The following is a 22,396-nucleotide window of genomic DNA, read 5'->3' on the forward strand; positions in this document are numbered from 1 at the left end:
AATAGAAGGGAGCTTTTTCATGACTAAGTATATTTTTGTAACAGGCGGTGTAGTATCGTCTTTAGGAAAAGGTATTACAGCAGCATCTCTTGGAAGACTTTTAAAAAATCGTGGTTTAAATGTAACGATTCAAAAGTTTGATCCATACATTAACGTAGACCCAGGGACTATGAGCCCATACCAACACGGTGAGGTATTCGTAACAGATGATGGCGCAGAAACTGACTTAGACCTTGGTCACTATGAGCGTTTTATCGACATTAACTTAAACAAATACAGCAACGTAACAACAGGTAAAATTTACTCTTCAGTTCTTCAAAAAGAGCGTCGCGGTGAATATTTAGGAGGAACAGTTCAAGTTATTCCTCACATTACTAACGAAATTAAAGAGCGCGTATATCGTTCTGGCCGTGAAACAAATGCGGATGTTGTTATTACAGAAATCGGCGGAACTGTTGGTGATATCGAGTCTCTACCATTCTTAGAAGCAATCCGTCAAATTAAGAGCGACATCGGTCGTGACAATGTAATGTACATTCACTGTACGTTAATCCCGTACTTAAAAGCAGCGGGTGAAATGAAAACAAAACCAACACAACATAGTGTTAAAGAACTTCGTAGCTTAGGTATTCAACCAAATATTATCGTTGTTCGTACAGAACTTCCTGTTTCTCAAGATATGAAAGACAAGCTTGCATTATTCTGTGACATCGATACAAAAGCAGTTATCGAAGCTCGCGATGCAGATACTTTATATGCGGTTCCATTATCTCTTCAAGAACAAAACATGGACCAAATCGTTTGTGATCACTTAAAATTAGACAATCCAGCTGCAGATATGACAGAGTGGACTGCGCTAGTTAACAAGGTACGTAACCTTTCTAAGAAAACAAAAATCGCTCTTGTTGGTAAATATGTAGAACTTCAAGATGCATATATTTCTGTTGTAGAAGCACTTCGTCATGCTGGTTACTCATTCGATACAGATGTAGAAGTAAAATGGGTAAATGCTGAGCACGTAACAGCAGAAAATGTACAAGAATTAGTAGGAGACACAGATGGTATCCTTGTACCAGGTGGCTTCGGCGATCGTGGTGTAGAAGGTAAAATCGTTGCGATTCAATATGCTCGTGAAAACAAAGTTCCATTCTTAGGAATTTGCTTAGGTATGCAACTTGCATCAATCGAATTCGCACGTAATGTATTAGGTTTAGAAGGTGCTAACTCTTCTGAAATTAACCCTGATACACCATACGCAATCATTGACCTATTACCAGAACAAAAAGATGTAGAGGACCTAGGTGGTACACTTCGTCTTGGTCTATACCCATGTAAGCTTTCTGAAGAAACAAATGCTTACAATGCTTATAATGAGCCGGTTGTATATGAGCGTCATCGTCATCGTTATGAGTTCAACAACCAGTTCCGTCCGGATATGGAAAAAGAAGGATTCGTATTCTCTGGTACAAGCCCAGACGGTCGTCTAGTTGAAATCATTGAATTAAAAGACCACCCTTGGTTCGTAGCAGCACAGTTCCACCCAGAACTTGTTTCTCGTCCAAACCGTCCACAACCATTGTTCCATGACTTCGTAAGAGCTTCTATTACGAATAAAGAGAGCAAGTAATAAAAAAAGCGCCGTCACTTTAAAGTGACGGCGCTTTTTTTTAATATTCGTTTAACATTTCATCGATTGTAAATTTGATTCCGTGATAAGCAAATAAAGCTACTATTAAGCTTGGGAACCCGTAGCGATTACCTTCATCGTCTGGAATAAGGCCTTTTAACAGTTTTGTATCAATATGTACGTCTGTATATTGTTCCAGTGATTTCGTACCTTCTTGAAGAGCAGAAATGCCGACAATAGAGTGTCCCTCTTCTTGTAGTTTTTTTGCAATTTCTACAACTGCTTCATCTGTTGAAAAACGGCTAATAAGAAGTACACGATCCGCAGAGGTTACTTCTGCTTCTTTACCATTTTCAAATAAGCGTTTTGCTTGCTTCATTGGTTCAGCACCGAATAGTGCTTCGGTAACAACACCATCCATTTCATTTGTACCATATAAATAAATGAAACCATCGCCAATTAGTGCTTGAGCAAGTAAACGAGCGCTATCTTCTATATTCATTTCTTCTTTTTGAGAAACTCTGGAGAAATAACCACTTAATTGAGTTGAAAAAATTTTTAACATAATGTTACTCCCTTCGTACGTGTTTGCCGGCTTTCATTATAGTTTATTTTTTTAGAAAGGTGAAATCGTAGGGTAGCATAACAAAATAGGAAACGGTAAAATAAGAAAGAATAGGAAGGAATTTGCCAAAGAATAGCGAAAATAAATCGTTAAGATATAAGAAGCTTTAAATCTTGTACTTACACAGAAAGGTTGGGAATTATGGAAGGTAAAATTTTAATCGTTGATGATCAATATGGGATTCGTGTGTTATTACATGAAGTGTTCCAAAAAGAAGGTTATCAGACATTCCAAGCAGCGAATGGATTTCAAGCTTTAGATATCGTGAAAAAAGATAATCCGGATTTAGTAGTATTAGATATGAAAATTCCAGGCATGGATGGTATAGAGATTTTAAAGCATGTAAAAGAAATTGATGAGAGTATTAAAGTCATTTTAATGACTGCTTATGGAGAGCTTGATATGATCCAAGAAGCAAAAGATTTAGGTGCTTTAATGCATTTTGCTAAACCATTTGATATTGATGAAATTCGTCAAGCTGTGAGAAATGAGCTCGCTGTAGAGGCGTAAAAATGAATTTTTTATAAAAAATATGGAAAAAAGCGTTTACATGGACTATTGTGCAGGTGAATACGGTTGAGTTTTTGAGTACAAGTTGTTATCCTATTGAGTGTAGAAAAAAGTCCGGTATGTAGATATACATATTTTACCTTATTCTGGTCATACTACCAGCGATAAGAACTTATCGGATACAAAAAACGTTTTTTAGGAGGATTCACCATGCCTTTAGTTTCTATGAAAGAAATGCTAAACAAAGCACTAGAAGGAAAATACGCAGTTGGTCAATTCAACATGAACAACTTAGAGTGGACTCAAGCTATCTTAGCTGCTGCGGAAGAAGAAAAATCTCCTGTAATCCTAGGTGTATCTGAGGGTGCAGCTCGTCATATGACTGGTTTCAAAACAGTTGTAGCTATGGTTAAAGCTTTAATCGAAGAAATGAACATCACTGTTCCTGTAGCGATTCACCTTGACCATGGTTCAAGCTTCGAAAAATGTAAAGAAGCAATTGATGCAGGTTTCACATCTGTAATGATCGACGCTTCTCACCACCCATTCGAAGAAAACGTTGAAACTACTAAACAAGTAGTAGAATACGCACACGCTCGTAACGTATCTGTTGAAGCTGAGCTTGGAACAGTTGGCGGACAAGAAGACGACGTAATCGCTGAAGGCGTAATTTACGCTGATCCAGCAGAGTGTAAGCACCTTGTTGAAGCAACAGGTATCGATTGCCTAGCTCCAGCTTTAGGTTCTGTACACGGTCCTTACAAAGGTGAGCCTAACTTAGGATTCGCTGAAATGGAACAAGTTCGTGACTTCACTGGCGTACCTTTAGTATTACACGGTGGTACTGGTATCCCAACTGCTGATATCGTAAAAGCTATCTCTTTAGGTACTTCAAAAATCAACGTAAACACTGAGAACCAAATCGAGTTTACAAAAGCTGTTCGTGAAGTATTAAACAAAGACCAAGAAGTTTACGATCCTCGTAAATTTATCGGACCTGGCCGCGACGCTATTAAAGCAACTGTTGCTGGTAAAATGCGTGAGTTCGGTTCTAACGGTAAAGCGTAAGAATAAAATTCCGTTTTGGAAACCGTCTAGTCTTTTAGACGGTTTCCTTTCGTTGTATAATGAAAGCGTGAACAAGTCGAAAGATTTTATCATTTTTGGTTTTTAAATAGAAAATAATGTGCATAGTCCTATTAATAAATGTGATAACGTATCTAAATTGATAAAGTGAATTCGATGAATAGTTGATCTTTATCTATTCGTGCTACAGGAGAAATGAAGATAATGGTTTCCTATTTATCCCGCATTAAAGGGCAGTAAGACCCCCACCTCAAAATTTAGTGGAAGCAAAGAAGTTAGGTGGGGGTCAACTGCCCGTAAAAGCCCGATTGGTTCAACTAATAACCAGTGGGGGATAAACACCCCCGACTAATTAAAGTTTCACTTTATTGAGTTTTGGGATGGAAAGAGTAATTGAGATTCTTAAGGGGAGCTTTCTATAAAAATATAGAAAGTAAATACATTCACAAGAAGGGAGCTCAATATGGAAAAATTGCTAATTGAAGGCGGAAGAGCTTTAAATGGAACAATTCGAGTAAGCGGTGCAAAGAACAGTGCCGTTGCATTAATTCCAGCGACAATTTTAGCAGATACTCCAGTAACTATTGGTGGTGTCCCTAATATTTCGGACGTGAAAATGTTAGGAGACTTACTAGAGGAAATTGGAGGGAAAGTAACTTATGGACAGGAGGAAGAGATGGTAGTCGATCCTTCTAACATGGTTGCAATGCCTTTGCCAAATGGAAAAGTGAAAAAGTTGCGCGCTTCTTATTATTTAATGGGTGCGATGCTTGGCCGTTTTAAAAAAGCTGTTATTGGGCTTCCGGGTGGATGTCATTTAGGACCGAGGCCAATTGATCAGCATATTAAAGGGTTTGAAGCGCTGGGTGCACATGTTACAAATGAACAAGGTGCCATCTATTTAAGGGCAGATGAACTACATGGAGCACGTATTTATTTAGATGTTGTTAGTGTGGGAGCTACGATTAATATTATGCTAGCAGCTGTACGAGCGAAAGGTAGAACTGTTATTGAAAATGCAGCGAAAGAGCCCGAGATTATTGATGTAGCTACATTGTTAACAAGCATGGGAGCACGTATTAAAGGTGCTGGTACAGATGTAATCCGAATAGATGGTGTGGACTCTTTACATGGTTGTCACCATACTATCATCCCAGATCGTATCGAAGCTGGTACGTATATGATTCTAGGAGCTGCATCAGGAGGAGAAGTAACGGTTGATAACGTTATTCCTCAGCACTTAGAATCAGTTACTGCAAAGCTAAGAGAAGCTGGTGTTCAAGTTGAAACGAACGATGATCAAATTACGGTGAACGGTAATAGAAAGTTAAAAGTAGTTGATATCAAAACGCTTGTATATCCAGGTTTTCCAACAGATTTACAACAGCCGTTTACGACGCTTTTAACAAAAGCGCACGGGACGGGAGTTGTAACAGATACAATTTACGGTGCCCGTTTCAAACACATTGATGAATTACGTCGTATGAATGCTCAAATTAAAGTAGAAGGTCGTTCGGCAATTGTAACTGGTCCTGTGTTACTGCAAGGTGCAAAAGTGAAGGCGAGTGATTTACGAGCGGGAGCGGCACTTGTTATTGCAGGGTTAATGGCAGATGGAATTACAGAAGTAACAGGACTTGAGCATATTGATCGAGGTTATGAGAATATAGTGGACAAGCTTAAAGGGCTTGGAGCAAACATTTGGCGAGAACAAATGACAAAACAAGAAATTGAAGAGATGAAGAACGCATAAGTGATACTTCCGCAAGGGGGAAGCGAAGGATCACTACTTGCGGAAGTACACTTTATAGAAAAACACGGTTCACAAAATACGGCAGAAATATAAAGACTTAAAGGAGAGGGATTATTGTGGAAAGAAGTTTATCTATGGAGTTAGTACGTGTAACAGAGGCTGCAGCATTATCATCAGCGCGTTGGATGGGGCGCGGGAAAAAAGATGAAGCAGACGGTGCAGCAACATCAGCTATGCGTGATGTATTTGATACAATTCCGATGAAAGGTACAGTTGTAATTGGTGAAGGTGAGATGGATGAAGCACCAATGCTATATATCGGAGAGAAATTAGGTACAGGATATGGACCACGTGTAGACGTTGCAGTTGATCCTTTAGAAGGGACAAACATCGTAGCAGCTGGTGGCTGGAATGCTCTTGCTGTTATTGCAATTGCAGACCATGGTAATTTGTTACATGCTCCTGACATGTACATGGATAAAATCGCGGTTGGCCCAGAAGCAGTTGGGGCGGTCGACATTGATGCGCCTATTATTGATAACTTACGTGCAGTTGCGAAAGCGAAAAATAAAGATATTGAAGATGTTGTAGCGACAGTTTTAAATCGCCCACGTCATCAAGAAATTATCGAAGAAATTCGTAAAGCTGGTGCTCGTATTAAATTAATTAATGATGGAGATGTAGCTGGAGCGATTAATACAGCGTTTGATCGTACAGGTGTAGATATTTTATTTGGATCTGGTGGAGCACCTGAAGGTGTATTAGCAGCAGTTGCTTTAAAATGTTTAGGTGGAGAAATTCACGGAAAACTATTGCCACAAAACGAAGCTGAATTAGCGCGTTGTAAAAAAATGGGCATAGAAGACATTAATCGTATCCTTCGTATGGAGGACTTAGTAAAAGGTGACGATGCAATCTTTGCAGCAACAGGTGTAACAGATGGAGAACTATTACGCGGTGTTCAATTTAAAGGTAGCGTAGGAACAACGCAATCTCTTGTTATGCGTGCGAAATCAGGCACAGTTCGCTTCGTAGATGGTCGTCATAGCTTAAATAAAAAACCGAACTTGGTTATTAAGTAAAAGGTGGAAGCGGCTCGCTCAGAATCGCAGGACATTGGAACTCTCGACCTTGAAGCGCTCTTTGCTTCGAGTGAGAGAGTGAAATGACCGGAGATTCTAGCCGCTGGAACTGGATTTAAGTAAAAAGCGTAAGCAGCTTGCTCAGAAGGGGAAGGCATTGGAACTCCTGACGAAGAGGCGTTTTGTGCCTCGCAGGAAGGGGTGAAATGACTGACCCTTCTAGCCACCGACCATTCTAGCTGCTGAAGCTGGATTAAATAAAAAGCGTAAGCGGCTCCTTCAGAAAGGTTAAAATGGTCGATCTTTTTAACTATCGGAGCTGGAACTAAACTAAATAAGAAGCGAAGACAAATTTTCTTGTCTTCGCTTCTTGTATTTGTGTTCCAACGTATTGATTAAAACTAGATAAAAGGGTTACAATAGTGAATATTACCCTACTTGAACTTATTGCCTTTCATTATTAATTATTTGCCTTCCGTATTTTTCCCTTTACCCATGAAAAAAGAGAATAACGTTAAAGTGTGGTGTCTGAATGAATTTGTCAATTGCAGCATTAGAAAACATGAAATTAAAAGAGTTATACGAGCTTGCGAAAGAATTTAAGATTTCGTATTATAGCAAGTTAACGAAAAAAGAGTTAATCTTTTCTATTTTGAAAGCTCGAGCAGAAAAAGAAGGTTTCTTTTTCATGGAAGGCGTATTAGAAATTATTCAATCAGAAGGATTTGGATTCCTACGTCCTATCAACTATTCTCCAAGCTCAGAAGATATTTATATCTCAGCTTCGCAAATTCGTCGTTTCGATTTACGTAATGGAGACAAAGTTTCTGGTAAAGTACGACCTCCGAAAGAAAATGAACGCTATTTTGGGTTATTACAAGTTGAAGCTGTAAACGGAGATGATCCAGATTCAGCAAAAGAGCGTGTGCATTTCCCTGCATTAACACCATTATACCCAGATCGCCAAATGAAATTGGAAACGGAACCGAAAAAGTTACCGACACGTATCATGGATTTAATCGCACCAGTTGGATTTGGACAACGTGGTTTAATTGTTGCGCCTCCAAAGGCTGGTAAAACAAGTCTATTAAAAGAAATTGCACACAGTGTTACAACAAATCATCCAGAAGCAGAATTAATTGTTCTTTTAATTGATGAGCGTCCAGAGGAAGTAACAGACATTGAACGTTCTGTTAAGGGTGACGTTGTAAGTTCTACTTTTGATGAAGTACCAGAAAATCATATTAAAGTAGCTGAACTTGTGTTAGAACGTGCAATGCGTCTTGTAGAGCACAAAAAAGATGTTATCATTTTAATGGATAGTATTACCCGTTTAGCGCGAGCTTACAACCTCGTTATTCCGCCAAGTGGTAGAACATTATCGGGTGGTATCGACCCAGCGGCTTTCCATAGACCGAAGCGTTTCTTTGGAGCTGCACGTAATATTGAAGAAGGCGGTAGCTTAACGATTTTAGCAACAGCCCTTGTTGATACAGGATCTCGTATGGACGATGTTATTTACGAGGAATTTAAAGGAACTGGAAATATGGAACTTCACTTAGATCGTTCGTTAGCTGAACGTCGTATCTTCCCAGCGATTGATATTCGTCGTTCTGGTACACGTAAAGAAGATCTATTAATTCCAAAAGAGCATTTAGACAAGTTATGGGGCATTCGTAAAACAATGCGTGATACACCAGACTTTGTTGAAAGTTTCTTACGTAAGCTTCGTCAAACGAAGACAAACGAAGAATTTTTACAAAACATTGTTGCAGACTCTAAAAGGTATGTAACAACTAAGTAAAGGGAAAAGATTGGGACTCGCTTATTTTATAGTAAGCGAGTTTTCTTATGCCTTTTAGGTGATATTAAAGAGAGAAATAAGTGGGAGAACCTTAGCTGGTCAGAGCTGAGCGAGCCCAAGCCACTTTAAATTTCAAAAGACAAAAACAGGTAGTTGCAAAATGAAGTTAGCCTTGTTATAATTTCATCATATGTGTTTCATCAATATAGTTGTGTATGCAGCTGAAGATGAAAAACTCTGTTTCGAAAATGATTCAGGGCGGAAGGAGATGAAAAGAATGAAAGCAGGAATTCACCCAGATTACAAGAAAGTTGTATTCATGGACACAAACACAGGCTTCAAATTCTTAAGCGGGTCTACTAAAGGCTCTAGCGAAACTGTTGAGTGGGAAGATGGTAACACTTATCCATTACTAAAAGTTGAGATCAGTTCTGATTCTCACCCATTCTACACTGGACGTCAGAAGTTTGCTACTGCAGACGGACGCGTTGATCGCTTCAATAAGAAATACGGTATCAAGTAATAAAAACATAAAACAGGCAAGTGTATGTATTCGCTTGTCTGTTTTTTTTGTGAAAATATTATACCTTTACCCTACTTTTAACTAAAAAGTAGATGAAAGGAGAGCTTCATGTACTTAATAAATCAAAATGGCTGGATTGAAGTGATTTGCGGTAGTATGTTTTCTGGTAAATCAGAAGAGTTAATCCGCCGTGTGCGCCGTACGCAATTTGCAAAACAACATGCAATTGTATTTAAACCATGTATTGATAATCGCTATAGTGAAGAAGACGTTGTATCACATAACGGATTAAAGGTAAAAGCAGTTCCTGTTTCAGCTTCAAAAGATATATTTGAACATATCACTGAAGATATGGATGTAATTGCAATCGATGAGGTACAATTCTTTGATGGGGACATTGTGGAAGTGGTGCAAGTATTGGCAAATCGTGGCTATCGTGTCATTGTAGCTGGTTTAGACCAAGATTTCCGTGGTCTACCATTTGGACAAGTTCCTCAGCTGATGGCAATTGCTGAACATGTAACAAAGCTACAAGCAGTATGTTCTGCATGTGGATCTCCGGCAAGTCGTACACAACGATTAATTGATGGAGAACCAGCGGCATTTGATGATCCGATTATTTTAGTTGGGGCTTCAGAATCGTATGAACCACGATGTCGTCATTGTCATGCAGTTCCTACAAACAAAGACAAGTAAAACTCGCTGCGCAAGGCGGGTTTTTTTCAGAATGGAGAGTGTGGGTGGTGTGAGCCACTTATGCTTTTAAATATTATCTAGCTCCAGCGGCTAGAATCTCCGGCCATTTCACTCTCTCGCTTGAAGCAAAAAGCGCTTCAAGGTCGAGAGCTCCAATGGCCTGCGATTCTGAGCAAGCCGCTTACGCTTTTAAATATAATTTGCGTTTTTTTGAGTAAGTACCATATACTATTTGTATTAGATACTAGGATGTAGAGGTGAATGATGTGTTAGATCGTTTGCAAGCTGTAGAAAATCGTTATGAGAAGTTAAATGAATTGTTAAGTGACCCAGAGGTTATTAGCGATACAAATAAGCTTCGTGAATATTCAAAGGAACAGTCTGATATACAGGAAACGGTAGAGGTGTATCGTGAGTATAAGGATGTTCGTGAGCAATTAAAAGATGCGAAAGCAATGTTAGAAGAGAAGTTAGACGCAGAAATGCGTGACATGGTAAAAGAAGAGGTTTCTGAGTTAGAATCACAAGAAAAAACGTTATCAGAACGTCTGAAAATTTTACTAGTTCCAAAGGACCCTAATGATGATAAGAACGTTATCGTTGAGGTTCGTGGGGCTGCTGGTGGCGACGAGGCCGCTTTATTTGCTGGTGACTTATACCGCATGTATAGCCGTTATGCTGAGGTTCAAGGTTGGAAAACAGAAATTATCGAGGCTAGCTATACAGAGTTAGGTGGATATAAAGAGATTATCTTTATGATTAACGGTAAAGGTGCTTTCGCGAAGCTGAAATTCGAGAATGGTGCTCACCGTGTACAACGTGTTCCTGAAACGGAATCTGGTGGACGTATTCATACATCTACAGCAACTGTAGCTGTATTACCAGAGGCAGAAGAAGTAGAAATCGACATTCACGAGAAAGATGTTCGTGTTGATACATTTGCTTCTAGTGGTCCTGGTGGACAAAGTGTTAATACAACGATGTCAGCGGTACGTTTAACACATTTACCGACTGGTGTAGTTGTATCTTGTCAGGATGAGAAATCACAAATTAAGAATAAAGAAAAAGCGATGAAAGTATTACGCGCACGTGTTTATGATAAGTTTAGACAAGAAGCACAAGCTGAATATGATCAAAACCGTAAACAAGCTGTTGGTACGGGCGATCGTTCAGAGCGTATTCGTACGTATAACTTCCCGCAAAACCGTGTTACAGACCATCGAATCGGTTTAACGATTCAAAAGCTAGATCAAATCTTACAAGGTAAGTTAGATGATTTCATCAATGCCTTAGTGATGGAAGATCAGGCTCAAAGGATGGAGGCAGCTGAGTAATGCGTGTCTATGAAGCCCTGAAATGGGCTTCTTCTTTTTTACAGGAAAATGGACGAGATGAAAATGCGGGAGAAATTGTCCTTTGTCATGTATTAAAGATGAACAGAACAGGATTACTTATGAATATGCGTGAAGAAATAAATGAGGAACAAGAGGCAAGCTTTACGGAGTTTATCCACAAGCATGTAGAAGGTATTCCTATTCAATATATGATTGGTTATGAAATGTTTTATGGCCGGTCGTTCTTTGTGAATGAAGAAGTATTAATACCAAGACCGGAAACAGAAGAGCTTATAGTAGGAGTATTAGAAAGAATTGAGCGCCATTTTGGCGACAAGGAACTACATGTAGCAGATATAGGCACAGGTAGTGGAGCGATTTCTATTACGCTTGCTTTAGAAAATAAAAATCTCCACGTGTATACAGTAGATATTGCACAAGAGTCGATTGAAGTTGCAAAAGAAAATGCAAAAGCTTTAGGTGCAGAAGTAACGTTCTATCACGGTGATTTATTGTCACCATTTCATAAAACGGGTCAAAAGCTAGATGTTGTTGTTTCAAATCCTCCATATATACCGGAAGAGGATTGGCGTGGTCTTTCTCCTGTTGTGAAAGAGCATGAGCCGAAGAGAGCGCTTGTTGGTGGAGAAGACGGATTAGATTTTTATCGCCGTTTTATGGAAGAATTGCCGAATGTGTTGCAGGAGAAAGCAATTGTAGCGTTTGAAATTGGAGTAGGACAAGGTGAGGATGTAAAAAGATTGTTACAACAAGCTTTTCCACATGCCCATGTTGAGGTTGTTTTTGATATTAACGGAAAAGACCGTATGGTATTTGCAGAGATGGAGTAAGGTTCACACCTTACTCCATTTTTTTGTGGGAAAATTCATATAGATTTTGAATTTAATAGTTTAGAAATATGAAAGTCTGTCCACACTGTTTGTAGAGGGGACGGTGGAGGAAATGAAAAAACAAGTTATTGCTTATCTTCTTATATTATTAATTGGTGCACAGTTACTTGTGCAGTTTGGATATATGAAAGCTGATGCAAAAGGGCCTTCAGTTATTCCGAAAGAGGCCGTTCGATTACGAATTTTAGCAAATAGTGATTCAGATAAAGACCAGGCATTAAAGCGTAAAGTGCGTGATGAAGTAAAAGCACAAATTGATGGATGGGTAGCGGATTTAACTTCATTTGAAGAGGCGCGCAAAGTAATTCAAAGTCATATTCCAGAAATCGAGAAAACGGTGGAAAATACGTTAAAAAGAGAAGGAAGTAAAGAATCATTTCAAGTGAAATTTAGTAAGAATGTAAAGTTTCCTACAAAGGTATATGGGAATTTTATTTATCCAGCAGGAGAATATGAAGCGGTATTGATTACAATTGGAGAAGGTGAAGGGGCGAACTGGTGGTGTGTATTATTTCCACCAATGTGTTTCTTAGATTTTTCGAGTGGGACAGCTGTAAGAAAAGAAGAGCACGTTGTGAAGGCGGAATCTCCTGAAGAGGAGCAGGTGAAACAACTAGATGAGGAAGTAGTAAATACAGAAGAGAAGAAAGTGGATAAGGTTAAAGAAACGAAAGTTGTAAAACAGGAAGTAGTAAAAGAAGTAACAGCTTCTGAAAAGAAAGTAGTAAAAAATGAAACAAAAGTCGAAGAGCAGCCTGTAAGTAAAGAAGAAACAAAAACGGTGGAAAAAGTGGAGAAACCTGTGGAGAAAAAACAAGAAAAGCAAAATGAGTATGTAAAAGTAGAAGAGGAAGAAAAAAAGCCAGAAGTTAAATTGTTTATTGTAGAAGCTTTTACATCTTTATTCTCTAAATAGTACTATTAATAAATCCCTCCTCATATATAAAAATGAGGAGGGATTTATTATGAAGAAAGTGTATTTTGCTACGAAAGCAGATGTGGAAAGATTACATTCTTTTTTCGGACAAGCTAATAAAAAAGATGATAAAATAAATGAGTTGTACGCACAATTTATGATTTTGGAAGAGGCGGAAGAAATAAGAGCTGTAATTGGTTATGAACAAAGTGGGGAAGATGTACTTATTCGTTCTTGTTTATTCACACCTCATGTGGATAAACAGACTTTCTTATATTTTTTTGAAATGTTTTTGCAGTATATGAAAGAAAAAAGTGTTCAACAATTGTACTTACTAACAAACCATCCACAATCTGTACCGATCTTTCAGTTCTTTGACTTTTTTACTATAGAAAAGGATGAGGTTCCAGAGGGTATTCAACAGTTAGAACATTTTTGTAAAAATATAAAAGAGCAGAATGCAATAATACTAAATTGTCAGCTATTCACAAAGTTATCCACGGATTAATTGGGTTTATCCACATTTTGTGGATAAACCTTGTTTGTCTTTTGGATAAATCTCATAGTAAACTAAAAATAGACAAGTATTTAAGGGTAGAAAAGGACGTGGAAAAAAATGCATACAAATATGTGGGTTGTGGATAATGTTGTGGAAAGAAAAAAATATTATCCACAGTTACAAGAAGCAGCAAAATTATTAAGAGAAAATGAGGCGGTTGCTTTCCCTACGGAAACAGTATATGGGTTAGGTGCAAATGCGATGGATGATGAAGCAATCGCGAAAATTTTCGAAGCGAAAGGAAGACCGAGTGATAATCCACTCATTGTCCACATAGGTACAAAATCTCAGTTAGATGGGATTGTGAAAGAAATCCCACCAGTTGCAGAGAAGTTAATGGCGCATTTTTGGCCAGGACCATTAACAATTATTTTGCCGAGAAAAGAAGGGATTTCAGAGAGGGTGACGGCGGGACTTAATACGGTTGGGGTAAGAATGCCTGATCATCCAGTTGCACTTGCTCTTATTGAAGAGGCGAATGTACCTGTTGCGGCACCAAGTGCGAATCGTTCAGGGCGTCCAAGTCCAACACTAGCTTCTCACGTATATGAAGATTTGAATGGGAAGATTGCAGGTATTGTTGATGGTGGTGCAACTGGAGTAGGCGTTGAATCAACTGTAATTGATTGTACAAGCACGGTTCCAACAATATTACGTCCAGGTGGGATTACGAAAGAACAATTAGAAGCGGTGATAGGTACCGTTTCTTTAGATCCAGCTTTAAAGGATGAGAAGGAAAAACCGAAATCACCTGGAATGAAATACACACATTATGCGCCGAAAGCACCACTTAGTATTGTTGAGGGCTCGCGTGAGTTTATTCAGCAACTTGTGGATGAGAAAAAGGAAGAAGGATTTAAAGTAGGCGTATTAACGACGGAAGAGTATCAGCATGTATATAACGCAGATGTTATATTGTCTTGTGGTGTTAGAAGTGACTTAGCTAGCGTTGCGACTAAATTATATGATGTACTTAGAACATTTGATGCAAGTGAAGTGGATGTTATTTTTAGTGAGTCGTTCCCTAATGAAGGAATAGGAAATGCTATTATGAATCGTTTAACAAAAGCGGCAGGACATCATATTATTATTGAATGATAAGGTAAGGTTAGCAAACAGAATATTTCTCCTTGGATAAGCATATTGTGAAGTAGCACGTCCAAGGAGGGGCATGAATGACGTTTGAACAGCTAATACCTTTAATAATTATGGCATTCGCCTTAGGGATGGATGCGTTCTCGGTGAGTCTTGGTATGGGGATGATGCCCCTAAAGTTAAGACAAATCCTGTATATTGGTATGACGATAGGGATATTTCATATTATTATGCCATTTATAGGGATGGTACTAGGTCGTTTTTTATCAGAGAAGTATGGAGATATTGCACATTTTGCGGGTGCTATTTTATTAATCGGACTAGGTTTTTATATCGTATATTCGACCATTTTACAAAATGGAGAGACTAGAACTGTCCCTATTGGAATTAGCTTATTCGTATTTGCATTTGGCGTTAGTATAGATAGTTTCTCAGTAGGGCTTAGTCTTGGTATTTATGGGGCACAAACAATCATTACGATATTACTTTTTGGATTTGTTAGCATGTTGTTAGCGTGGATTGGTTTATTAATTGGTAGACATGCGAAAGATATGCTCGGTACATATGGCGAGATAGTAGGTGGCATCATTCTAGTTGGATTTGGATTATATATCCTTTTTCCTATATAATTTTATGTAGGAGGGAATTATGAACAAGCTATTGGGATGGTATGTTAAGTTTTTAACCTTCTTTCCTCGATGGCTAAGAAGGCTTATAATTTGGGGTATTATTTTGCAAATTGCAATTTTAGGTTGGATTAAGTTAATTCGCGAATAGTAAGATAGCTCCTTTCTGTGCATAGTTTTGTTTGTACTATATTGATTGCGCTAAAAAATTACACATATAGAAAGGATGAGATGAATGACAAGATTGAAGCAAGTTTTTGGTATTATTATTAGTTTTTTTGTTTTTTGGTTTAGTATGCTCGGTGTACAAATGTTTGCTGAGTTTTTAGATATTGAGTCATTGAAATTTGTTGCGGGAAAGACTGAGGCGGCGCGTGCTTTTTACTCTCCGTACCCGTTTTTAATTGTTTTTCTTATTACACTGCTTTCCCTATACTTCTTCGTAATTAAGCTAGGGAAACCGAAAAAAGAAAAACTGCCTACTTTAGAGGAAAAGAAGGAAGAATTACAATGATAAAAATCCCCTGCTAAAAAGCAGGGGATTTTTATGTTTGAGTGATGGCAGGAATCGATTCTGAACGAGCCGCTTCCGCTTTTAGATATTATCCAGTTCCAGCGGCTAGAATGGTCGGTGGCTTCGCGTCTTCCTGTGAGGCAAAAAGCGCCTCTACGTCAGAAGCTCCATCCCCCTCTCATTCTGAACGAGCCGCTTCCGCTTTTAAACTGGCCTAACCAGTTCAAATTGTTCTCCTAATTTTGCATAGTTGTGTCCTGCTAGGCGGCTTATTGGTTTGAGTCCTTCTGCGTGAATGCGCCCTTTTTCATATAGATGCTCGGCAACGTGGAAACGAACGACGCGTCCAATTAGTAGATCACAAGCTGGTGAGTCTTCTGTTCCACCAAGTGGAATTGCACGTTCTAATATACATTCCATTCGAATATTTGCTTCTTTTACACCTGGAACAGAGATGACTTCACTTTCAATTGGTGTTAGTTTTGCTAGTTCAATTTCACTTTCATTTGGCGGGAGATTAGCTGCTGTTTCGTTAATTGCTGCTACATATGATTCGTCAGAAATATGTACGACAAATTCACCTTTTTCAATTGCGTTTCGGGAAGTGTCCTTTCTTTCTCCGGCTTTTCGTTGTACAGAAACAGAGATAAGTGGTGGATTAGCAGCGACAATATTGAAATAACTATATGGTGCGCCGTTTAATACACCGTCTTTTGTTACAGAAGTAACGAATGCGACAGGGCGAGGGATGATACTTCCAGTAAGTAATTTGTAATTATCTTTTTCAGTTTGTTCATTTGGATTAATGGATAACATGCTTGTAATCCCCTTTCTAAATATGAATACTTATTGTTTGTTTACAAGATATCGGTGAGAAAATCCTGCTGGAAATAATATTTTGTTTCATAAAAAGAACTTACTTCAATTGTAATGAAGTAAGTTCTTTTTCAAGAATCTCAAGATTGAGATGAAAATTAAAGTAAAACGTATGCGCCAGGTCCGATTAAAGCTACACCAACAGCAACAGCGATTAACATTAAATTATATTCATATCCGTTTTGTGTCACCCAGTAACCATTTTTCCCGTGAACAGTGAAGATAGCCATTAACATTGTTCCAACGATAAATAATGAGCCAACTATAATGAAAATACCTGATGCGAATAAGAAACCACCTAGTAATTCAGTTGCACCAGCCATAAATGCCATAAATACACCAGGACGTAAACCGATTGATTCCATCCAGCCACCTGTTCCTTTTAAACCGTAACCGCCGAACCAACCAAATAATTTCTGAGCACCATGACCCATGAATGTAATTCCTATAATAAGACGAATAATAAGAAGACCGAAATCCATCATTTTTAAAAACCTCCTAAAAGTTATCAACTTACCTTATGTAAGTAATAATAAAATAGTTACTTACTTTAGTCAAGCGGATTTTGAAAAAAGTTTGAATTAAATTTTACAAATTAACAACAAAAAACAAAATGTAGTAAAGACCTCTAGACAAGTTGGGCAAAAAAAGAGAAAATATAAATAGAAGTTAACTTCTTATTGTTATTCAGACAATCAGAATTGACTGGAATTTTGTGAAGCGCTACAATAAGAGTCTATTAGTAATGACGTAATTTATTTCGAAAGCGTTTTTACAGTATAATATTCGAAGTATGAAGTCTTACATGTATCCCGAGCTTTACTAGGGATTGCCCTATAAACTTTTAGGTAAATTATAAGGAGGACTATCCTATGTTTAAAAAATTATTTGGTCTTGGTTCAAAAACAAATGAAGAAACAATCGTAGCTCCATTAACTGGAGCAGTGAAAAATATTGAAGAAGTACCAGATCCAGTATTCGCTGGTCGTATGATGGGTGACGGTGTTGCAATCGATCCTACTGAAGGTGTAGTTGTATCTCCAGTTGATGGTGAAATCGTACAATTATTCCACACAAAACATGCTATCGGAATTAAAGCGAAAAACGGCACAGAAATTTTAATCCACGTTGGATTAGAAACTGTAAAAATGGAAGGCGAAGGTTTCGAAGCTCACGTTTCTGAAGGCCAAGCTGTAAAAGCTGGAGATAAATTAATCTCATTCGACTTAGAATTAATCCGTGAAAAAGCGAAAAGCACAATTACTCCAATCGTTATTACAAACACAGATGCAGCTGAGTCTATTAAGACAACTGTAGGCGTAACAGCTACAAAAGGTTCAACAGAAGTAATGAAAGTTACAATGAAATAATTGCTGTATAAGAGGAATCCGTTTCGTATGAAATGGATTCCTTATTTTTGTTGCATATTCAGTAGGTATGTTAAAATACTCTGGGCACTTGGAAATAGGGTTTCACATATATGTGGATAAGGCGCATTTTTCTTAGAAAAAATATAAGAGAACTGCGCTTTTTGTATATTCACATTTCTTTTGTTCTATTCTAATGTAAGTTATGATGAGTGGTAAGAAATCGAATATAGGGGTGGGGTTGGATGAAACGAGTGTTATTTGTTTGTACTGGCAATACATGTCGTAGTCCGATGGCTGAGGCGTTGCTTCGTCATCACGGAGGAGATAGGTTTGAAGTGCAATCTGCCGGTGTTTTCGCCTATCCTGGGAGCGATGCATCGGTATATGCGAAGGAAGCTTTAGCTGAAAAAGGGATTTCAATTAATCATGCCGCGCAGCAAGTAAACGAAACTTTGCTTGATTGGGCTGATATTGTCGTAACGATGACAGAAAATCATAAACACATTGTACTTGGGCATTATCCGAGTGTTGAAAAGAAATTGAATACGTTATATGGATTAACTGAAGGTATAGGTAAGGACATTTCAGATCCATTTGGAGGCTCGCTTTCTATTTATAAAGAAACGTTAGATGAGATGGAAAAACTTGTACAAACTTTACTGAAAAAACATTCAGTAGGTTGATGTTTCGTGTATAATACGATATTGGAGATCACTTCGTCCTATTGAGGTGGCGAGTGTGAAATGAAGATAATTGATTGAAACTTTGGAGGGGTAAAAATGAAAGTAGTAATAGCATCTGATCACGGCGGTATGAATATCCGCAAAGAACTTGTAAGTTTATTAGAAGAGTTAAATATTGAATATATTGATTTAGGTTGTGAATGTGAAGCTGGTTCTGTTGATTACCCTGACTTTGCGTTTCCGGCAGCTGAAATGGTAGCGAACGGTGAAGTAGATCGTGGTATTTTAGTTTGTGGGACAGGCATTGGTATGTCAATCGCAGCAAACAAAGTAAATGGTATCCGTTGTGCGTTAGTTCATGATACTTTCAGTGCGAAAGCAACGAGAGAGCATAATGACACTAACATGCTAGCAATGGGCGAGCGTGTAATTGGTGCTGGTCTAGCGCGTGATATCGCAAAAATCTGGTTAACAACTGACTATGAAGGTGGTCGTCACGAAAACCGCGTAGGAAAAATTAAAACATACGAAACGAAGTAATAGATTCTAACTATTGGTAGTGTGAAATATAATTTGGTGAACCAACCTGTGAAAGGAAGAGGCGTAATGACAGAAATCGTAAAAGTAAGAGAACAGCTACAAATGTCGCTTTCTGATTTCCAAGAACAAGCTTCATTACAAAGCGGTCAAATTTTTGTAGTGGGTTGTAGCACGAGCGAAGTGCTAGGCGAAAGAATTGGAACATCAGGAACGATGGAAGTAGCAGAGGCGATTTTTTCTGAGTTAAAACAATTTCAAGAGCGAACAGGTATTGAATTAGCGTTTCAATGTTGTGAGCATTTAAACCGTGCTTTAGTAGTTGAGAGAGAAGTAGCGATAAAATATCAATTTGAAATTGTAACAGTTACGCCTGTTAGATCAGCAGGTGGTGCATTGGGGACATATGCGTATCACAATTTGAAAGATCCGGTAGTAGTTGAGTTTATTAAAGCAGATGCAGGAATGGATATTGGTGATACATTTATTGGTATGCATTTAAAACATGTAGCTGTTCCGGTTCGTACAAGTGTGAAGGCAATTGGAAGTGCGCATGTAACGATGGCCAAAACACGTGGAAAACTAATTGGCGGAGCACGTGCTGTTTACGCGGTGACGGAAGAGACTACCACTTGCCGTTAAATATGAGAAATTAGGAAGTCATATAGTAGCTGTTTATCATAAGATAAAAGGTATGTTGTCTGACTTTATAGTAGAAGAAAGAAAAGACCGATTTTCGGTCTTTTTTTTCTTTTATGATATAGAAAGTCATGTTAGAATGTAGTTGAAAACATGAAGGTTCGAAAGAATTACAACCTGAATTTTCGTTTTTTCTGAATAAATGAGAAAAAACTGTTGGGAATCGATGTAATTCGTTCAGAAAAGGGGGATTTTGGTGGATCATTTAAAACGTCAAGATGAAAAGGTATTTGCTGCAATTGAGGCAGAACTAGGAAGACAGCGTTCAAAGATTGAGTTAATTGCTTCGGAAAACTTTGTAAGTGAAGCGGTAATGGAGGCGCAAGGTTCTGTTTTAACAAATAAGTATGCTGAAGGATATCCTGGAAAACGTTACTATGGTGGCTGTGAACACGTAGACGTAGTAGAAGATATCGCACGTGATCGCGTAAAAGAAATTTTTGGCGCAGAGCACGTAAACGTTCAACCACACTCTGGTGCACAAGCGAACATGGCAGTATACTTCACAATTTTAGAGCAAGGCGATACAGTACTTGGTATGAATTTATCTCATGGTGGTCACTTAACACACGGAAGCCCTGTTAACTTCAGTGGAGTACAATATAATTTCGTAGAATATGGCGTGGATGCTGACTCTCACCGTATTAATTACGATGATGTATTAGCAAAAGCGAAAGAACATAAACCAAAATTAATCGTTGCAGGTGCAAGTGCATACCCTCGTGTTATCGATTTCAAACGATTCCGTGAGATTGCAGATGAAGTGGGTGCATACTTAATGGTGGATATGGCACATATCGCTGGTTTAGTAGCTGCTGGCTTACATCCAAATCCAGTACCACATGCACATTTCGTTACAACGACAACACATAAAACGTTACGTGGTCCGCGCGGTGGTATGATTTTATGTGAAGAGAAGTTTGCAAAACAAATTGATAAATCAATCTTCCCTGGTATTCAAGGTGGTCCACTTATGCACGTAATCGCTGCAAAAGCTGTTGCGTTTGGTGAGACACTTCAAGAGGATTTCAAAACGTATGCACAAAATATCATTAACAATGCGAACCGCTTAGCTGAAGGTCTTCAAAAAGAAGGACTTACACTTGTTTCTGGCGGAACAGACAATCACTTAATCTTGATTGATGTTCGTAACCTAGAAATCACAGGTAAAGTAGCAGAGCACGTATTAGATGAAGTTGGTATTACAGTGAACAAAAATACAATTCCATTTGAAACAGCAAGCCCATTTGTAACAAGTGGTGTACGTATCGGTACAGCAGCTGTAACATCTCGTGGTTTCGGTTTAGAAGAAATGGATGAAATTGCGTCACTTATTGCTTATACATTAAAAAATCATGAAAATGAAGCTGCATTAGAAGAAGCACGTAAGCGTGTAGAAGCGTTAACGAGCAAATTCTCAATGTATCCAAATCTATAATAGATTGAAGAAGACTGCTGAAACGTAATTGTTTTGGCAGTCTTTTTTGTGGACATATATTATTTTTAAAGTATGTATACAAATGATGAATAAATTTTGGCGATATAATGAAGGATACAGCTCCCATAATTGGTAAAGATACTAGATAGATTCATCGTAAAATCATGATTTTGCCAAATTTGCCCTTGAATATTAGTAGCGTTTTCTTTACAATCGTAAATAGTGTAAAAAAGCGTGCAAACGCATGAATATCATCTAAAGGAGAGATTCACATGGGAAAACTGTATGTATTTGATCACCCGTTAATTCAACATAAGATTACATATATTCGCGATAAGAATACAGGTACGAAAGATTTTCGTGAATTAGTGGACGAAGTAGCAAGCTTAATGGCTTTCGAAATTACTCGCGACCTTCCGCTTAAGGATATTGAAATTGAAACGCCTGTAAGCAAAGCGACAACAAAAGTGATCGCTGGTAAAAAACTTGGTTTAATTCCGATTTTACGTGCAGGTTTAGGAATGGTTGATGGAATTCTGAAATTAATTCCAGCAGCAAAAGTAGGACACGTTGGTTTATACCGTGACCCTAAAACATTGCAACCGGTAGAATACTATGTGAAACTTCCAACGGATGTAGAAGAGCGTGACTTTATCGTACTAGATCCGATGCTAGCAACAGGTGGTTCTGCGGCTGAAGCAATTAACTCTCTGAAAAAGCGCGGTGCGAAACAAATTAAATTAATGTGTATCGTTGCAGCTCCAGAAGGGGTAAAAGTAGTACAAGAAGAACATCCCGATGTTGATATTTATGTAGCAGCATTAGATGAGAAATTAAATGACCACGGATATGTAGTACCAGGTCTTGGTGATGCTGGTGACCGTTTATTCGGAACGAAGTAAGACAACTGACGAGCAGGGGAGATTTCCCTGCTCGTTTTTTTTTGCTGTAAGCAAGTAGGGGAGGGGAGAGGAGAGGATAAATATACATCGTATATACAACATAAGTTGCATACACATCACATATAATATAGAAGTCTTACGTCTGAGGAACACTATATTATGGAAGAAAAGCGTTATATCTCGAAAATATAATAGTGACAAACTTGTGAACATTTCCTTCTATTATAAAG

The 22,396-nt window shown here is 38.3% G+C and carries 25 protein-coding genes; 22 read left to right on the plus strand and 3 right to left on the minus strand.

The window, feature by feature from the left end; all coding sequences use genetic code 11:
- Positions 1-19: 19 nt before the first annotated feature.
- Positions 20-1,627 (plus strand): CTP synthase, encoded by a 1,608-nt coding sequence (pyrG, locus tag DN403_RS04350; protein WP_000170448.1) that lies wholly within the window; start codon positions 20-22, stop codon positions 1,625-1,627.
- Between the two features lie 40 nt (positions 1,628-1,667).
- Here pyrG and DN403_RS04355 read toward each other — a convergent pair whose 3' ends face one another.
- Positions 1,668-2,192 (minus strand): DUF2529 domain-containing protein, encoded by a 525-nt coding sequence (locus tag DN403_RS04355; protein WP_000912391.1) that lies wholly within the window; start codon positions 2,190-2,192, stop codon positions 1,668-1,670.
- A 201-nt stretch (positions 2,193-2,393) separates the two neighbouring features.
- Between DN403_RS04355 and spo0F the strand changes: the two genes are divergently transcribed.
- The 15 genes from spo0F to DN403_RS04430 all read left to right on the plus strand — a co-directional run bounded on the left by spo0F (position 2,394) and on the right by DN403_RS04430 (position 15,661).
- The gene (spo0F, locus tag DN403_RS04360) at positions 2,394-2,762 is read left to right on the plus strand and encodes a sporulation initiation phosphotransferase Spo0F (RefSeq protein ID WP_000398594.1); all 369 of its coding nucleotides are present in this window, start codon (positions 2,394-2,396) and stop codon (positions 2,760-2,762) included.
- Between the two features lie 210 nt (positions 2,763-2,972).
- Complete coding sequence (locus tag DN403_RS04365; protein ID WP_001131856.1) at positions 2,973-3,830, plus strand: class II fructose-bisphosphate aldolase; 858 nt, start codon at positions 2,973-2,975, stop codon at positions 3,828-3,830.
- Positions 3,831-4,311: 481 nt separating this feature from the next.
- Positions 4,312-5,601, plus strand: a complete 1,290-nt coding sequence (murA, locus tag DN403_RS04375) for a UDP-N-acetylglucosamine 1-carboxyvinyltransferase (RefSeq protein WP_000413248.1) — start codon at positions 4,312-4,314, stop codon at positions 5,599-5,601.
- 116 nt (positions 5,602-5,717) lie between these two features.
- On the plus strand, positions 5,718-6,683 hold the full coding sequence (glpX, locus tag DN403_RS04380; RefSeq protein ID WP_000442340.1) for a class II fructose-bisphosphatase: 966 nt from the start codon (positions 5,718-5,720) through the stop codon (positions 6,681-6,683).
- Positions 6,684-7,215: 532 nt separating this feature from the next.
- Positions 7,216-8,487 (plus strand): transcription termination factor Rho, encoded by a 1,272-nt coding sequence (rho, locus tag DN403_RS04385; RefSeq protein ID WP_001053903.1) that lies wholly within the window; start codon positions 7,216-7,218, stop codon positions 8,485-8,487.
- A 277-nt stretch (positions 8,488-8,764) separates the two neighbouring features.
- Positions 8,765-9,010, plus strand: a complete 246-nt coding sequence (locus DN403_RS04390; protein ID WP_000643435.1) for a type B 50S ribosomal protein L31 — start codon at positions 8,765-8,767, stop codon at positions 9,008-9,010.
- Between the two features lie 108 nt (positions 9,011-9,118).
- Positions 9,119-9,706, plus strand: a complete 588-nt coding sequence (locus tag DN403_RS04395) for a thymidine kinase (protein WP_000280851.1) — start codon at positions 9,119-9,121, stop codon at positions 9,704-9,706.
- A 266-nt stretch (positions 9,707-9,972) separates the two neighbouring features.
- Positions 9,973-11,040, plus strand: a complete 1,068-nt coding sequence (gene prfA / locus DN403_RS04400) for a peptide chain release factor 1 (RefSeq protein ID WP_000887066.1) — start codon at positions 9,973-9,975, stop codon at positions 11,038-11,040.
- The gene (gene prmC, locus DN403_RS04405; RefSeq protein WP_001267024.1) at positions 11,040-11,891 is read left to right on the plus strand and encodes a peptide chain release factor N(5)-glutamine methyltransferase; all 852 of its coding nucleotides are present in this window, start codon (positions 11,040-11,042) and stop codon (positions 11,889-11,891) included. Before prfA ends, prmC begins: the two co-directional genes overlap by 1 nt.
- 112 nt (positions 11,892-12,003) lie before the next feature.
- Positions 12,004-12,867, plus strand: a complete 864-nt coding sequence (spoIIR, locus tag DN403_RS04410) for a stage II sporulation protein R (RefSeq protein ID WP_016078210.1) — start codon at positions 12,004-12,006, stop codon at positions 12,865-12,867.
- A gap of 49 nt (positions 12,868-12,916) precedes the next feature.
- Positions 12,917-13,375, plus strand: coding sequence for a GNAT family N-acetyltransferase (locus DN403_RS04415; RefSeq protein ID WP_000758437.1), 459 nt, complete (start codon positions 12,917-12,919; stop codon positions 13,373-13,375).
- A 108-nt stretch (positions 13,376-13,483) separates the two neighbouring features.
- Complete coding sequence (locus DN403_RS04420; protein ID WP_000557357.1) at positions 13,484-14,524, plus strand: L-threonylcarbamoyladenylate synthase; 1,041 nt, start codon at positions 13,484-13,486, stop codon at positions 14,522-14,524.
- A gap of 77 nt (positions 14,525-14,601) precedes the next feature.
- Positions 14,602-15,150, plus strand: coding sequence for a manganese efflux pump MntP (locus tag DN403_RS04425; protein WP_000142476.1), 549 nt, complete (start codon positions 14,602-14,604; stop codon positions 15,148-15,150).
- 19 nt (positions 15,151-15,169) lie between these two features.
- Positions 15,170-15,298: a hypothetical protein gene (locus tag DN403_RS31660; RefSeq protein WP_001037654.1), complete on the plus strand. Its 129-nt coding sequence runs from the start codon at positions 15,170-15,172 to the stop codon at positions 15,296-15,298.
- Between the two features lie 84 nt (positions 15,299-15,382).
- Positions 15,383-15,661: a DUF3935 domain-containing protein gene (locus tag DN403_RS04430; protein ID WP_000197471.1), complete on the plus strand. Its 279-nt coding sequence runs from the start codon at positions 15,383-15,385 to the stop codon at positions 15,659-15,661.
- A gap of 204 nt (positions 15,662-15,865) precedes the next feature.
- Here the strand turns inward: DN403_RS04430 and DN403_RS04435 are convergent, their stop codons facing one another.
- Positions 15,866-16,477 carry a flavin reductase family protein gene (locus tag DN403_RS04435; RefSeq protein ID WP_000949048.1) on the minus strand — a complete coding sequence of 204 codons (612 nt, stop codon included), beginning with the start codon at positions 16,475-16,477 and terminating at the stop codon, positions 15,866-15,868.
- Between the two features lie 158 nt (positions 16,478-16,635).
- The gene (locus tag DN403_RS04440) at positions 16,636-17,022 is read right to left on the minus strand and encodes a DoxX family protein (RefSeq protein ID WP_000968613.1); all 387 of its coding nucleotides are present in this window, start codon (positions 17,020-17,022) and stop codon (positions 16,636-16,638) included.
- Positions 17,023-17,409: 387 nt separating this feature from the next.
- On the opposite strand from DN403_RS04440, the gene DN403_RS04445 reads away from it, so the two are divergent.
- The 6 genes from DN403_RS04445 (at position 17,410) to upp (ending at position 22,166) form a co-directional block, all read left to right on the plus strand.
- Positions 17,410-17,907 (plus strand): PTS sugar transporter subunit IIA, encoded by a 498-nt coding sequence (locus DN403_RS04445; protein WP_000473666.1) that lies wholly within the window; start codon positions 17,410-17,412, stop codon positions 17,905-17,907.
- Positions 17,908-18,149: 242 nt separating this feature from the next.
- A complete protein-coding gene (locus tag DN403_RS04450; protein WP_000832377.1) occupies positions 18,150-18,590 on the plus strand; it encodes a low molecular weight protein arginine phosphatase in 441 nt (146 codons plus the stop codon).
- A gap of 96 nt (positions 18,591-18,686) precedes the next feature.
- Positions 18,687-19,130: a ribose 5-phosphate isomerase B gene (gene rpiB, locus DN403_RS04455; RefSeq protein WP_000869542.1), complete on the plus strand. Its 444-nt coding sequence runs from the start codon at positions 18,687-18,689 to the stop codon at positions 19,128-19,130.
- Positions 19,131-19,196: 66 nt separating this feature from the next.
- Positions 19,197-19,769: a TIGR01440 family protein gene (locus DN403_RS04460; RefSeq protein ID WP_000136383.1), complete on the plus strand. Its 573-nt coding sequence runs from the start codon at positions 19,197-19,199 to the stop codon at positions 19,767-19,769.
- A 253-nt stretch (positions 19,770-20,022) separates the two neighbouring features.
- Positions 20,023-21,264 (plus strand): serine hydroxymethyltransferase, encoded by a 1,242-nt coding sequence (gene glyA, locus DN403_RS04465; protein WP_000349800.1) that lies wholly within the window; start codon positions 20,023-20,025, stop codon positions 21,262-21,264.
- 272 nt (positions 21,265-21,536) lie between these two features.
- Entirely contained in the window at positions 21,537-22,166 is a 630-nt protein-coding gene (gene upp / locus DN403_RS04470; protein ID WP_000517539.1) for a uracil phosphoribosyltransferase, read from the plus strand.
- Positions 22,167-22,396 lie beyond the last annotated feature (230 nt).

This window comes from Bacillus sp. AY2-1, assembly GCF_008368965.1.
Taxonomy (GTDB): domain Bacteria; phylum Bacillota; class Bacilli; order Bacillales; family Bacillaceae_G; genus Bacillus_A; species Bacillus_A thuringiensis_S.